The 13,118-nt window shown below is 66.4% G+C and carries 13 protein-coding genes; 4 read left to right on the forward strand and 9 right to left on the reverse strand.

Annotated elements, in window-relative coordinates; all coding sequences use genetic code 11:
- Positions 1–21: 21 nt before the first annotated feature.
- The 7 genes from ACED67_RS19630 to ACED67_RS19660 form a co-directional block, all read right to left on the reverse strand.
- Entirely contained in the window at positions 22–1,275 is a 1,254-nt protein-coding gene (locus tag ACED67_RS19630; protein WP_395543428.1) for a glycerate kinase type-2 family protein, read from the reverse strand.
- Positions 1,272–2,378 carry a TFIIB-type zinc ribbon-containing protein gene (locus tag ACED67_RS19635; protein ID WP_395543429.1) on the reverse strand — a complete coding sequence of 369 codons (1,107 nt, stop codon included), beginning with the start codon at positions 2,376–2,378 and terminating at the stop codon, positions 1,272–1,274. The genes ACED67_RS19630 and ACED67_RS19635 overlap by 4 nt, the downstream gene beginning before the upstream one ends.
- 20 nt (positions 2,379–2,398) lie before the next feature.
- Positions 2,399–3,490 carry an SPFH domain-containing protein gene (locus ACED67_RS19640; protein ID WP_395543430.1) on the reverse strand — a complete coding sequence of 364 codons (1,092 nt, stop codon included), beginning with the start codon at positions 3,488–3,490 and terminating at the stop codon, positions 2,399–2,401.
- A 42-nt stretch (positions 3,491–3,532) separates the two neighbouring features.
- Entirely contained in the window at positions 3,533–4,477 is a 945-nt protein-coding gene (locus ACED67_RS19645; protein ID WP_395543431.1) for a DUF2927 domain-containing protein, read from the reverse strand.
- Between the two features lie 22 nt (positions 4,478–4,499).
- Positions 4,500–5,687, reverse strand: coding sequence for a toxic anion resistance protein (locus ACED67_RS19650; RefSeq protein ID WP_395543432.1), 1,188 nt, complete (start codon positions 5,685–5,687; stop codon positions 4,500–4,502).
- 60 nt (positions 5,688–5,747) lie between these two features.
- Complete coding sequence (locus ACED67_RS19655) at positions 5,748–6,662, reverse strand: 5-bromo-4-chloroindolyl phosphate hydrolysis family protein (RefSeq protein ID WP_395543433.1); 915 nt, start codon at positions 6,660–6,662, stop codon at positions 5,748–5,750.
- A gap of 264 nt (positions 6,663–6,926) precedes the next feature.
- Positions 6,927–8,141, reverse strand: coding sequence for a pseudouridine synthase (locus ACED67_RS19660; protein WP_395543434.1), 1,215 nt, complete (start codon positions 8,139–8,141; stop codon positions 6,927–6,929).
- A gap of 90 nt (positions 8,142–8,231) precedes the next feature.
- Here ACED67_RS19660 and ACED67_RS19665 point away from each other — a divergent pair, with 90 nt between their 5' ends.
- Complete coding sequence (locus tag ACED67_RS19665) at positions 8,232–8,699, forward strand: nucleoside deaminase (protein ID WP_395543435.1); 468 nt, start codon at positions 8,232–8,234, stop codon at positions 8,697–8,699.
- On the opposite strand, the gene ACED67_RS19670 is transcribed toward ACED67_RS19665, so the two are convergent.
- Positions 8,684–9,592 (reverse strand): ketopantoate reductase family protein, encoded by a 909-nt coding sequence (locus ACED67_RS19670; protein ID WP_395543436.1) that lies wholly within the window; start codon positions 9,590–9,592, stop codon positions 8,684–8,686. The two genes, ACED67_RS19665 and ACED67_RS19670, sit on opposite strands and share 16 nt — an antisense overlap.
- 63 nt (positions 9,593–9,655) lie before the next feature.
- Positions 9,656–10,354 carry a metal-dependent hydrolase gene (locus ACED67_RS19675; protein ID WP_395543437.1) on the reverse strand — a complete coding sequence of 233 codons (699 nt, stop codon included), beginning with the start codon at positions 10,352–10,354 and terminating at the stop codon, positions 9,656–9,658.
- 314 nt (positions 10,355–10,668) lie between these two features.
- Between ACED67_RS19675 and ACED67_RS19680 the strand changes: the two genes are divergently transcribed.
- The 3 genes from ACED67_RS19680 to gatA all read left to right on the forward strand — a co-directional run bounded on the left by ACED67_RS19680 (position 10,669) and on the right by gatA (position 13,081).
- A complete protein-coding gene (locus ACED67_RS19680; RefSeq protein ID WP_395543438.1) occupies positions 10,669–11,244 on the forward strand; it encodes a hypothetical protein in 576 nt (191 codons plus the stop codon).
- Between the two features lie 68 nt (positions 11,245–11,312).
- The gene (gene gatC, locus ACED67_RS19685) at positions 11,313–11,600 is read left to right on the forward strand and encodes an Asp-tRNA(Asn)/Glu-tRNA(Gln) amidotransferase subunit GatC (RefSeq protein WP_395543439.1); all 288 of its coding nucleotides are present in this window, start codon (positions 11,313–11,315) and stop codon (positions 11,598–11,600) included.
- On the forward strand, positions 11,597–13,081 hold the full coding sequence (gatA, locus tag ACED67_RS19690; protein WP_395543440.1) for an Asp-tRNA(Asn)/Glu-tRNA(Gln) amidotransferase subunit GatA: 1,485 nt from the start codon (positions 11,597–11,599) through the stop codon (positions 13,079–13,081). Before gatC ends, gatA begins: the two co-directional genes overlap by 4 nt.
- Positions 13,082–13,118 lie beyond the last annotated feature (37 nt).

Here is a 13,118-nt window from a genome sequence, read left to right on the forward strand (position 1 = left end):
TCGGGCCGGGCGGGAGAGGAGTCAAGTTGCGGGCGGCAGGATCAGGATGGCGCGGAAATCGTTCACATTGGTCAGGGTCGGTCCGGTGACAACCTGCGCGCCGATGCGACCGAAAAAGCCATGCGAGTCGTTTTCGGCCAGAGCCGCCTTGGCCTCATCCGTGTGGCCCTTGAGGGTGGCCGGGCCGATCAGCGCGCCCGCCACCTCGGCGGCGCCATCGACCCCGTCGGTGTCGCAGGCGATGGCGTGAATCTGGGGATGGCCGTTCAGAGCCAGGGCAAGCGCAAGGCAGAACTCGGCATTCGGCCCGCCCGAGCCGGCGCCGCGCCGGGTGACGGTCAACTCGCCGCCCGAAAGCAGCAGCCGGGGCGCGTCGCCGGGCCGCAGCGTCGCGGCGATTGCCATCGCCTGCGCGGCCTGATCGGCCGCGACCTCGCGCGCTTCGCCTTCCAGCCGGTCGCCCAGCACCGTAACCTCGCAGCCCGCCGCGCGGGCGCGCTGGGCGGCGGCATCAAGGCTTTGCGCCGGGGCCGCGACGACGCGATTTTCGACACGCGACAGGCGCGGATCGCCGGGCGGGACGACGCCGGTCTTGCCCGCCAGCACGGCCTGAACCGATTGCGGCGCGGCAATCTGCCAGCGCTCCAGCACGGCGCGGGCCTCGGCGGCGGTGCTGGCATCGGGGACGGTGGGGCCAGAGCCGATCAGCGCCGGGTCATCGCCCGTCACATCCGAGATCATCAGCGCCAGCATCCGCGCCGGATAGGCGGCGGCGGCAAGCTGGCCGCCCTTCACCCGGCTCAGATGCTTGCGCAACAGGTTCATCGCCGAAATCGGCGCGCCTGAGGCCAGAAGGGCGGCATTGACGGCCTGTTTCTCAGCCAGGGTGATCTGTCCCGCCGGTGCCACCAGCAGGGCGGACGCCCCGCCCGAGATCAGCGCGACGACCAGATCGTCCGATCCAAGACCTTGCAGCAGGTCCAGCATCCTTGCGGTGGCGGCCGCGCCTGCGGCATCGGGCACGGGATGGGCAGCCTCGACGATCTCGATCCCCCGGCAGGGGCGGCCATAGCCGTAGCGGGTGATCACCAGCCCCTCACAGGGGCCCCAGGCGGCCTCAAGCGCTTCGGCCATGCGGGCGCTGGCCTTGCCCGCGCCGATGACCAGCACGCGGCCCGGGGGGCGCGGCGGCAGGTGCGAGGCGAGCATCCGCATCGGATCCGCCACTTCCACGGCAAGGTCGAACAGGCTGCGCAGGAAGGGGGCAGGTGTCATCGTTTGCTATAGATCCAGGCTGCCACGCCTGCGACAATTGCCGCAGCCAGGACGGCAAAGGCGATCTTCCAGGCCGACCAAGGCCTTTCGCCCTGCACCTTGCCGGTCTGACCGTTGACGAGGAAGCGGTAGCTTTTGCCGTTGTACTTATAGGCCGCCAGCCAGATCGGCAGCAGGATGTGCTTGAAGGTCTCGTCCGACCAGTCGGTGTCGATGGTATCGACCCGCTGCTCGTCGCCCCCGATATCCTGAAGCACGTCCTGATGGATCACCCAGGACATCTCTTCCTGCGCCTGATCATGGGCGGGGGCCAGATCGACCGTATAGCCTTCGGCATCGAAACCGGCGAGGTAATCGGGCGCGTAGGGAACAAGGGCGGAGAGGCTCCAGGGCGCAAGGCCCTTGGCCATGCCTTGCGGCAGGCTGGCCGAACCGAGGATCAGCACATCGTCGAAATCGCGCGCCACCCGGCCCGAAGCGGGATACCAGCGCGTCTTGCGCACCCGTTCCTGGCGCTGCACCGAACGGCCGTTTTCCCGCACGGTGACGGTGCGTGTCTCGTAATAATACTCGCCGCGCTGACCGCTATAGCGGCTGCGCGTCTCGGCATCGAAGGTCCAGTAGGGCGCATAGACGCCGTTCATCGCACGGCCCTTGCGGGCATATTCCATCAGCGTGTTGGGGGCGAACCACAGGCTGCCCATCCAGCCCACCATGGCCTCGCGCGCCTGCCTTTCGGTCAGCGCGAAGGGCACCAGCGCCTGCGGCTTGATCTGGCGATGCGCGCCGCTGTCAAGCACGACGGGCGAGGCACAGAAAGGGCATTCCGTGGCATGGGTGGCGCCCTGGAATTCGATCAGCGCGCCGCAGCCGGTACAGGTGGCGGTGCGGACCTCTTCCATCGCGCCGCGCGGCAGGTCGTCGCGCAAGGCGGCCAGAAGGTCATGCTCGGCCAGCGCCTCGGCCTGGCCGCGCGCATCGCGGGCCGGGATCTTCTGCACATGGCCGCAATGATCGCAGACCAACTCGGTCTGGCCCGGGGCGAAGCGAAGCTGCGCGCCGCATTGCTCGCAGGGCCAGCGGAATTCCTGTTGTCCGGTCATGGTCGATCAGGCTTCGCGGATCAGGGGGCGGGGGGTGGCGGCGGAACCTGCGCGAAAAGCCGGGCCAGTTCGGTATCGGCGGCGGGCTTCCAGCCCTCCATCCCGGCCGACCAGACCATGCTGGCGCGGCCCAGCGCGCCCGAGGCTACCATGCCGGACAGGTCGGCCTCGGAGAAGGGGCCCTTGGTCGCGCCGTTTTCGGCGACATGCCACTGCTTGCCCGCCGGCGGCGGGGGCGGCGGGGCAGAGGGATTGGCCGGGGCGGCACCCCAGGGGCCCATGTTCTGCGCCATACCCATGCCCATGCCGGCGGCCATGCCCGCGCCCATCATGCCGCCAGCCCCGGAGGCCGGATTGGCCAGCGCCTCGGCGGCGTTGAACTGCATGTATTTGTTCAGATCACCCGCCACGCCCATCGAGGTGCGCTTGTCGAGGACCTTTTCGACCTCTTCCGGCAGGCTGATGTTCTCGACATAGAATTCCGGGATCGACAACCCGTATTCCGCCACTTTGGGGGCGATGCGGGTGGCGATGATCTTGCCCAGATCCTCAAGATTCGCGGCCATGTCGAGGACGGGGATGCCCGAACCCGCCAGAACCTGGCTTGCCGCCTGCACGATCATGTTGCGGATCTGCATCGAGACTTCGTCGGTGGTGAATTCGCCATCGGTGCCGACGATCTCGGTCATGAACTTGCCGGGGTCGGTCACGCGCATGGAATATGTGCCGAAGGCGCGGATGCGGACCGGGCCGAATTCCGGGTCGCGCGCCATGATCGGGTTTTTCGTGCCCCATTTCTGGTCGTTGAAGCGCGTGGTCGAGACGAAATACACCTCGGACTTGAACGGCGACTGGAAGCCGTGGTCCCAGTGCTGCAGCGTGGTCATGATCGGCATGTTGTTGGTCTGCAATTCATAGAGCCCCGGACCGAACGTGTCGGCCAACTGCCCCTCATGGATGAAGACCGCCGCCTGGCCCTCGCGCACCGTCAGCTTGGCGCCCATCTTGATCGCCTGGTCGCGCCGGTCAAAGCGCCAGACCATCGTGTCGCGCGTGTCGTCGAGCCAGGAGATGACGTCGATGAACTCGCCCTTGAGGAAATCGAAGACCATGGCTTTGTCCTTCCAATTCGCAATCAGACCCGGGAATGCGGGTCAACTGTTCCCGCCGAACAGCCGGCGTGCAAGCGATTCCACGATGGGCCGGGCCTCGGCCAGCCGCATCCCCGGCCGCAAGGCCGGATCGTAGAGGATGCGCAGCATCATCTCGTCCTGCTTGGTCAGCAGCGCGAATTCCTCGTCATCGTTGAAGATCGAGGGGCGCGCCTTGGGGCTGTCATTGGCCAGGCCCAGCCCCTGCGCGATTTCCTCATGGAAGCAGGATTGGCGCAGCAGGTCGGGATGCTCGGCGCGGACCACGGCGACGGCGCGGTTATAGGCGCCGGTATTGCCGGGCGAGAGCGCATAGACCATGCAATAGGTCGTCCGCGGCATCTGGGTGACATCCGATATGTCGCGCGACGACAGGCCCGGCATCGCTGCGGCAAGCTGTGGCGCCAAGGCCTCGCGTTCGTCTTCCGAAACGATGAAAATGGTGAAATTCACCTCGCTGTCCGCCAGGGCGATCGGATGGCCGGTCAGACGCGCCAGATGCGCCAGATAAGAGGCGATCCTTGCCCGGTCGGTGGCCTGCCGGTCGGGCGGCACCGAGGCGCCGAAGCGCAGGCCGACGCGAACCGGCACTTCCCACTTCCGCAGGATCGACGAGGTTTCGCCGCGCACGAAGCCACCGCCGGCACGAGAATATTCGTCATAAAGCGCCACGCGGAGGAAATTCTCGGCCAGGATGCGGTCGTCGAAGGGCGTGTCCGGCCCGCCGCCATCGGTGCGCATCAGCCCCTCGGCCAGAAGTGCGCGCTGCACCTCGGAAAAATAGGCCCGGGCGGCGGCGGATTTCGCCGTCACCGCCGCCGGAGGCGCCGCGACGGGCCGCGCCGCCGGGGCGGGGGACGTGGCGACCACGGTCGGATCTACGCAGCCCGACAGGGCCAGCGCAGTCAGCGCGGGGGCAAGAAGCAGGAAGCGAACGGGATGCGTCAAGAAAAGTCTCGGTGCCGATGGGTCAGGTGGGATTTGCAGGCGGGGTCGGGGGCGCGGGGCGGCGCGCGCTGGCAGAAGCGAGGGTCTCGCGCAGTTCGACCTCCATCTTCGTCAACTCGATCTCGGCGGCGGCGCGCTTGGCCTTGCCCTCGTCGGCGATGCGCAGGCTGTCCTCGATGGTGGCGATCAGCGTCTCATTGGCCTTCTTGACCGTCTCAATGTCGAAGATGCCGCGTTCCATCTCTTCGCGCACCACACGGTTCGCTTCGTTCAGGTTCTTGGCATTGGCCTCAAGCAGTTCGTTGGTGAGATCCGAGGCCTCGCGCACTGCCTCGGCCGCCTCGCGCGAGCGCTGGATGGTCACGGCCTGCGCCAGTTGGGTTTCCCACAGCGGCACGGTGTTGACGAGGGTCGAGTTGATCTTGGTGATCAGGCTCTTGTCGTTTTCCTGCACCAGCCGGATCGACGGCAGCGACTGCATGGTCACCTGGCGCGTCAGCTTCAGGTCATGGACCCGGCGCTCCAAATCGTCGCGTGCGGCGCGCAGGTCGCGCATTTCCTGACTTTTCAGGATTTTGTCGTTTTCCGCCGCCGCGGCGATCTCGGCCTCTTTGGCCGGGATGACCTTAGCATCCACTTCGGCGAGCTTCGCCTCGCCGGCGGCGATGTAGAGACCGAGTTCATTGTAGAAGGTCAGGGTCTTGGCATAAAGCAGATCGAGCGACTTCACGTCCTTCAGAAGCTTGGTCTCATGGCCCAGAAGGTCGTCGGTGATCTTGTCGATCTGGCCCTGCACATCCTCATATTGCGCCACGAATTCGGCAAAGGGCGCGGCCTTGCCCAGCAGCCGCTCCCACCAGCTGGCCTCGCGGCGCAGATCCAGTTCCTCGGCCGAAAAGCCGCGGATCGTGGTGACGATCTTGCGCAGGCTGTCGCCCGCCGGGCCGACATCCTTGTTCTTCACATCCTGAAGCATTTCCTGGCTGATGACCTGCAATTCCGCCTGCGCACCCGAGCCGAAGGAAATGATCGACTGGGTGTTCGACAGATCCAGCTCGTCCATCCGCTTGCGGATCGCGGCGGCCTGATCGGGGGTCGCGGCGTCCAGCGGCACGATCTCGCCCGTGGGTTCGGGCAGAAGGACGGCAGAGACTTTCTCGACTTCGGCCAGCAGGGTTTCAGCGTCGTTGCGGGTGGCTTCACTGGTCATGGCCTGATCCTTCTGGATGGGGCGGCACTGCCGCTGTCTGACAGATGCGGCGCGGGGCCGCTAGCGGGTCTCGAACTTAAGCCGGTCGCGCAACACTGATATTTCGATGTCAAGATCGCTGTGGTCATTCTCCAGCAGCGCCTTGGAGCGGTCGGCGAAGGTGGTTTCAAGGTCGGTCAGCAAGGTCTCGTAATCCGTGCGGGCCTTGGGATCCTTGGTATTGGCCCAGAGATCGGCGAACTTGACCGTCGCGTCACGGGCGCCGGTCAGATAGACCGACAGATATTTGCGGGCGGCGGTCAGGTCGCCGGGGTCTTCCTCGACCCTGCGGAACAGGGCGCGGGCCGATTGGGCGAAGGCGTCGACGCGGGCTTCCAGCGTGGCATCGCCCGCGCGCAGGATCGCGTCTTTCATCTGGGCCAGGGTCTTTTCCGCCTCGGAAACCGCCCGGGCGACCCGCTCGGTCTGGAAGCGGTCGATGCCCTCCATCCCCTTGTCTTTCATCGGGTCGGCGCCGAAGGCCCCGAAATGCAGGCCGGCGCCGAGCAAGCCGTATAGCAGGGGCATCAGCGTGATTCCCTGGCCGATCACGCCACCCAGCGCCAAGGCCACGCCCGTCACCACCGCCCCGGCCGCGAGGCGCGGAAAGGCCGGTCGGCGGGCGACTTTGCGGGCCTCGAAGGCGGCGCGGGCGCGCATGCCTTCGCGGGCCAGCCAGGCGGCAAGGATCAGGGCGCCCCCGGCCAGCAGGCCAAGCATCATCGCCGAAGGGCCGTCACCGAAGGCGGGGAAGAGGAAGGCGAAGGAGAGAAGGAACAGAAGGTACGCCCGCCATTCGCCGGGCGCGCGGCCTTCCGGGCGGGCCACGGGCACGCTGTCCCAGTTCAGGCCGGGTTCGGGTGCGAGCTTTTCGGGCGCGACGCCTGCGCTGCCGCCCTGTCCGGGGCTGTATTTTCCGCCGTAGCGTTTGGCCATCACATGCCTCCCGATCCGGCGATGTAAAGGATCAGCGCCGCAAGAAGCGCCAGGGAGAGGGTGCGAAGGCCGGTCTCGGACATGCCGCTATTCTCGAACGGTTCAAGGTCTGGTCACGCGCGATTGTTCACGCCTCGGGCCGATCCTAGCGGATGGATTTTCCGCTTGCCAGCGAAGAGGCGGGGGCGGGCGGGGGAATGGGCGGGAATTCTCCCCTTGCGCGGTCCCGGGGCGCGCAGAGAGGCGTCCCGGTCTTTCCACTGCCTATTTCCGCCGCGGCCCGCCCGCTGGTGCATTGCGCGTGGGCGCATTGCGGGTCGCGGGCTTGCGGCTGGATGGTTTTCCCGGGGCAGGCGGTCTGGTCGCGGGTTTCTCGGCCGGCTTCGCCGGGGCCTTGGCATAGGGTTTTGTCGCAGGCTTGGCCGCGCCGGCAGCGACCGATCTTGCGGGACGGGCGGTGGTCTTGCGCGCGGGGGCTGCGTCCTCCTCGCCCGGCAGGCGGGGGCGGACAGCCTCTTTCCAGGCGGAAGAGAGCATGCGCACCCCGTCGCCCGGTTTCTGCGGCTTGGGCAAGGGTTTGCGCGGGGCAGGGGTCATCTCTACGGCGGGCTTGCCCGCGCCGCGCGGGCCGGGTTTCGCGCCAGGAGCGGCCGGGGACCGGACCGGAACCTTGTGCGATGACCGTCTCGGTCGGGCGGGACCTGTGGTGTCATGCTCCTCGGGCGACAGACCCAACTGGTCGCGCAGGACCTTGGGGCGCACCTCCTCGACCTCGCCGGGCTGCAATTCGCCCAGGCGGAAGGGGCCATAGGAGGTGCGGATCAGCCGGTTCACGTAAAGCCCGATCGCGTTCATCGCGCGGCGGATTTCACGGTTTTTGCCTTCGCGCAGGCCCACGGTCAGCCAGGCATTCGCGCCCTGCACCCGGTCCAGCACAACATGCATCGGCTGGAATTTCTCGCCATCGACCACGATTCCCTTGCGTAGCGGATCCAGGTCGGGATCGACCGGATTGCCGTTCACCCGGACGCGATACTTGCGCAGCCAGCCGGTCGAGGGCAGTTCGAGGCGGCGCTTCAGTTCTCCATCATTGGTCAGCAGCAGAAGGCCCTCGGAATTGAGGTCGAGCCGACCCACCGACATGACGCGGGGCATATCCTCGGGCAGATGGTCGAAGACCGTGTCGCGACCTTTCTCGTCGGAGGCAGAGGTCACCAGCCCCTCGGGCTTGTAATAAAGCCAGAGCCGCGCCGGTTCTTCCGCGGGCAGGGGCTGCCCAGAGACGGTGATGCGGTCCTTCGCCGTCACGTTCAGCGCCGGGCTGTCGATGCGCTTGCCGTTGACGGTGACCTCGCCCGCCTCGATCAGCCGCTCGGCCTCGCGCCGCGAGGCAATGCCGCGGCGAGACAGGACCTTGGCGATGCGTTCGCCTTCGGGCGTCGCGGCGGCTACCGCTTTGGGGGTTGATTTGTCGGCCATCCGGGGAAACCTTTCGCGGGCGGAGAACGCGCCCCGGGGGTTTTCCACCCCCGGACCCCCGGAGAGTATTTGAGCCAAGATGAAGGTGCAATGAGCGGTTTCCGGTCTTTCATGGAGGCGGCGCTGGACGAGGCGCGTGCGGCAGGGGCGCGGGGCGAGGTTCCGATCGGTGCGGTCGTCGTGGCGCCGGACGGCGCGGTGGTGGCGCGGGCGGGCAACCGGACACGGGAATTGTCGGACCCGACAGCCCATGCCGAAGTCCTGGCCCTGCGTGCGGCCTGCGCGGTGGCGGGGTCGGAGCGGCTGCCCGGCCATGATATCTACGTCACGCTGGAGCCCTGCCCGATGTGCGCGGCGGCGATTTCCTTCGCGCGGGTGGCGCGGCTTTACTATGCGGCGGCGGACCCGAAATCGGGCGGCGTGGCGCAGGGCGCGCGGGTGTTTTCGCATCCGCAATGCCACCATGCACCCGAGATCTATGACGGGATCGGCGGGGCCGAGGCGGAGCTTCTGTTGAAAGAGTTCTTTGCCGCGCGCCGCGGTCAGGACGGGGTTTGAGCGTTTTCGGCCAGTTTCACCATGACCCAAAGCGCCCGGTTGACCGGGGCAGAAAGGCCAAGCGCCTCGGCCCGGCGCAGGACCTCGCCATTCAGATAGTCGATCTCGGTCTTGCGGCCGCGCATTATGTCTTGCGCGGTCGAGGAATATTGCGCCTGCATCTGGGTCGCGATCCCTTCGGCCATCTGCATCAGGTTGGCGGGCAGGGGCACGCCGGAGGCTTCGGCGACAGCGCGGCATTCGTCGATGATGTCGGCCATCATTGCATAGGCGCCGGGCTGGGCGGCGATGCGGCCATAGGGCTGGCGGGTCAGCGCCGAAAGGGCGTTGAAGGCGCAGTTGATGGTGAATTTCACCCATTGTGCGACCCGGGCCTGGTCTGAGACCTCGACCTTGATCCCTGCGCCGCGCAGGATGGCGGCGGCCTCTTCGGCGCCGGGGCCGGGGGCGAAGATCAGTTCGCCCCGTCCGTGATGGCGGACATGGCCCGGCCCGGCCATATCGGTCGCGACATAGACCACGGCGGCGATGACGGGGCGGTCCAGCGCGGCGGAAAGCGTCTCGGGGTTGGAAATGCCGTTCTGGAAAGACAGGAGGATGGCGTCGGGGGAAAGATGCGGCGCGATCTGGCGCGCGGCCTCGGCGCTGTCGCCGGATTTTACCGCGACGATGACGATCCTGGCGCCCGCGACAGCGGCAGGATCGGCGCTGGCGGCAAGCGGCACGCTGATCTTCTGACCTGCTTTTTCAAGGATCAGGCCGCGCTCCGCCACCGCTTGGGCCAGGGCGGGGCGACCGATCAGGGTGACAGGCAGGCCCGCAAGCGCCAGTTCGGCGCCGTAATAGCAGCCGACGGCGCCCGCCCCCATGATCGCGATCTTCGGCTGGGCCATGGGGATCTCCTGTTCTCGGGCTGCGGGCGGCACGATAGGCCGCCCCCTGGGCAAGCGAAACCCTTACCAGGTGATCGGATCCATCACCTCATGCTCGATCAGGCTGACGCCGGCGGGCAGGCCGGAGCGCAGCTCGGATGTATCCTGTGCCAGAAGTGGGAAGGTGCGGTGGTGGCAGGGAATGACCCAGCGGAAGTTGAAATACTTCCGTGCGGCCCAGGCGGCGCGGGCCATGTCCATCGTGTAATGGCCGCCGCAGCAAAGGATGCCGATATCGGGCTGGTGCAGCTCGGCCATCCATTCCATGTCGGCCATGATGTCGGTATCGCCCGAGACATAGATCGTGTGGCCTTCGCCCGAGATCATGAACCCCGCTGCCGACCCTGCGGGCAGCAGGCCCCTGCCGGTGAAGTCGATCGAGGCGGAATGGGTTGCATTCACCATCGTGACCTTGGCGCCGTTCAGAGCCAGCGTACCGCCTTTGCCGAAGCCGATGGTCTCGCATCCCCCTTCGGCGTTCAGCCATTCCGAGACTTCATGGATGCAGCAGACCGCGATTCCTTTTTCTTTGGCGATGGCGGCCGCATCGGCGGCATGATCGCCATGGGCATGAGTCAAAAGCACATGAGTCGCGCCCTCGAGGGCCTTTTCCCGTTGCGCCTGAGGAAACATCGGGTTTCCTGTCAGCCAGGGATCGACCAGCAGCACGGCCTGTTCGATTGCGATGCGAAAGCCGGAATGGCCCAGCCAGGTGATTTCCATCTTGTGTCTCCTTTTCGCGAATAGTTCGCGCAAGTTTTTGACAAAATTGTCTAAATGATGCCTGAGCCCGTCTCGGGCGCCCTGCGGGCAATCCGCATGGCGTCATGCACGCCTGCTCTGTGGTGCCGGGTGTCCCGGGCGCGGCTGTGCGTTTGACTGCGCCGGTATCGACCACTTGTGGGACTGACGCAAGCCGCGAGGCAGTATAAACTGATCTTGTATCTGTGTGCGCCGAAGGGCGGGTTACCGTGTTTGTAACGATTGACGCTTATTGCGAGCGCCATGGGCCTGGCCCGTGGCAGGAACCGCTGAATATGATCGCCTGTCTGGCGTTGTGCATGGCCGCGCTGTGGCTGACGCGGCGCCTGGCGTACAATCCGCCCTATCGGCGTCTGGCATTGGCCCTTGCCGGGGTCGGCGTCGGAGGGCTGTTCCTGCATGGCTATGATGTCGTGGCGTCGCAGGTGCTGGGCCTCGGCATGATTGCGCTCTTCGCCATTCTCGCGATCCATCGGTTGACTCAGGACTTTCTCGATCTGAGCCCGATGCAGGGCGCGTTGGTGACGGCCATCTTCCTGCCCTTCACCTTGTCGGCGATCCCACTGATGGCCTTGGCGAAAGGGGCGCTGGGCAGTTTGGGGCTTGCGCCTTTCCCGATCCTGCTTCTGGGCATGGCAGCGCTGCTGCAACTGCGCAATACGCAGCTGTCGGGCGAGTTTCTGCTTGCGGGCATCGGGCTGGCGGGGGCGCTTGCGCTGCGCGGGCTGGACCAGCCGCTCTGCGCGACCGTGCCCATCGGGACGCACTTCCTTTATATCCTGCTGGCGGGCGGTATCCTTCTGCGGCTTGTGGCCGTCGCGGCGCGCCACGCGCTTGCAGGCCGGGCCTAAAGGCGGCTAAAGGGGGCGAAACCCTGCCAAAGCCGCCCGGCGCGTCCGGGAGACCCTGGAGATCCCTGATGTCGATCGACATTGATACGGCGCGCAAAGTCGCCAAGCTGGCGCGGATCCGCGTCGAGGAAGAGGCGCTGCCAGCGCTGGCCAGCGAATTGTCGGGCATACTGACGTTCATGGAACAGCTGAACGAGGTGGATGTGACCGGGATCGAACCCATGGTCAGCGTCACGCCGATGCGGTTGAAGCGGCGGCAGGATGTGGTGACCGATGGCGGGATGCAGGAGGCCGTGCTGAAGAATGCGCCCCTGGCGCATGAGGGCTTTTTTGCCGTGCCGAAGGTGGTGGAATGAGCGCGAATACCCTGACCATCGCCGCGGCGCGTGATGCGCTGCGCAAGCGCGAACTTTCGGCGGTCGACCTGACCATGTCCTGCCTGACGGCGATCGACGCGTCCGACGGGCTGAACGCCTTTGTCCACAAGACCCCTGAGATCGCGCTGGAACAGGCCCGCGCCGCCGATGCGCGGCTGGCCGCTGGTGACGCGCCTGCGATGTGCGGCATCCCCCTGGGCATCAAGGATCTGTTTGCCACCAAGGGCGTGGCGACGCAGGCGGCGTCGAATATCCTGCGCGGCTTCAAGCCCGAATATGAATCGACCGTGACCACGAAGCTGTTCGAGGCGGGTTCGGTCATGCTGGGCAAGCTGAACATGGACGAATTCGCCATGGGCAGCTCGAACGAAAGCGCCTGCTACGGCAATGCGGTCAATCCCTGGCGCGCCAAGGGGTCGAATATCCAGCTGACGCCGGGCGGCTCTTCGGGCGGTTCGGCCGCGGCCGTCGCGGCCGATCTGTGCCTTGCCGCAACGGGGACCGACACTGGCGGCTCGATCCGTCAGCCTGCCGCCTTTACCGGCATCACCGGCATCAAGCCGACCTATGGCCGGGTCAGCCGCTGGGGCATCGTGGCCTTCGCCTCGTCGCTGGACCAGGCCGGGCCGATGACGAAATCGGTGCGCGACGCGGCGATCTTCCTGCAAGCGATGGCAGGGCATGATCCGAAGGATTCGACCAGCGCCGACCTGGCCGTGCCTGATTTCGAGGCGGCGCTGACCGGCGATATCCGAGGCAAGGTGATCGGCATTCCGCGCGAATACCGGCTGGACGGCATCCCGGCGGAAATCGACGCGCTTTGGCAGCGCGGCATCGAGATGCTGCGCGATGCGGGCGCCGAAGTGCGCGACATCAGCCTGCCGCATACGAAATACGCGCTGCCCGCCTATTACGTCATTGCGCCCGCCGAGGCATCGTCGAACCTCGCCCGCTATGACGGTGTGCGCTATGGCCATCGGGCCAAGCTGGCGCAGGGAGACGGCATCACCGAGATGTATGAGAAGACCCGCGCCGAGGGCTTTGGCCCCGAAGTGCAGCGTCGGGTGATGATCGGCACTTATGTCCTGTCGGCGGGTTTCTACGACGCCTATTACAACCGCGCCCGCAAGGTTCGTGCCCTCATCAAGCGCGATTTCGAGACGGTCTTTGCCGAAGGCGTCGATGCGATCCTGACGCCTGCGACTCCCTCCTCGGCCTTTGGGCTGGGGGCGATGTCGACGGCCTCGCCGGTCGAGATGTATCTCAACGACGTCTTTACCGTGACGGTGAACCTGGCCGGTTTGCCGGGCATCGCTGTGCCGGTGGGTCTCGATGCGCAGGGCTTGCCCCTGGGCCTGCAACTGATCGGCAAACCCTGGGACGAGGCGGGGTTGCTCAATCACGCCTATGTGCTGGAGCGCGCGGCGGGCTTTGTGGCAAAGGCGGAAAAATGGTGGTAAGGGGCGGAAAAAGGGCGCTTCGCGTCCGCTGAACCCC

It is taken from the genome of Neotabrizicola paludis, from assembly GCF_044142105.1.
Lineage (GTDB): Bacteria > Pseudomonadota > Alphaproteobacteria > Rhodobacterales > Rhodobacteraceae > Pseudogemmobacter.

What these genes read in the sequence shown, in the direction of transcription:
- ACED67_RS19630 (WP_395543428.1), bottom strand. Translation starts at nt 1,275, where the DNA reads ATGACACCTGCCCCCTTCCTGCGCAGCCTGTTCGACCTTGCCGTGGAA.
- gatC (WP_395543439.1), top strand. Translation starts at nt 11,313, where the DNA reads ATGTCGATCGACATTGATACGGCGCGCAAAGTCGCCAAGCTGGCGCGG.
- ACED67_RS19665 (WP_395543435.1), top strand. Translation starts at nt 8,232, where the DNA reads ATGAGCGGTTTCCGGTCTTTCATGGAGGCGGCGCTGGACGAGGCGCGT.
- ACED67_RS19655 (WP_395543433.1), bottom strand. Translation starts at nt 6,662, where the DNA reads ATGGCCAAACGCTACGGCGGAAAATACAGCCCCGGACAGGGCGGCAGC.
- ACED67_RS19670 (WP_395543436.1), bottom strand. Translation starts at nt 9,592, where the DNA reads ATGGCCCAGCCGAAGATCGCGATCATGGGGGCGGGCGCCGTCGGCTGC.
- ACED67_RS19660 (WP_395543434.1), bottom strand. Translation starts at nt 8,141, where the DNA reads ATGGCCGACAAATCAACCCCCAAAGCGGTAGCCGCCGCGACGCCCGAA.
- ACED67_RS19680 (WP_395543438.1), top strand. Translation starts at nt 10,669, where the DNA reads ATGATCGCCTGTCTGGCGTTGTGCATGGCCGCGCTGTGGCTGACGCGG.
- ACED67_RS19635 (WP_395543429.1), bottom strand. Translation starts at nt 2,378, where the DNA reads ATGACCGGACAACAGGAATTCCGCTGGCCCTGCGAGCAATGCGGCGCG.
- ACED67_RS19640 (WP_395543430.1), bottom strand. Translation starts at nt 3,490, where the DNA reads ATGGTCTTCGATTTCCTCAAGGGCGAGTTCATCGACGTCATCTCCTGG.
- gatA (WP_395543440.1), top strand. Translation starts at nt 11,597, where the DNA reads ATGAGCGCGAATACCCTGACCATCGCCGCGGCGCGTGATGCGCTGCGC.
- ACED67_RS19675 (WP_395543437.1), bottom strand. Translation starts at nt 10,354, where the DNA reads ATGGAAATCACCTGGCTGGGCCATTCCGGCTTTCGCATCGCAATCGAA.
- ACED67_RS19650 (WP_395543432.1), bottom strand. Translation starts at nt 5,687, where the DNA reads ATGACCAGTGAAGCCACCCGCAACGACGCTGAAACCCTGCTGGCCGAA.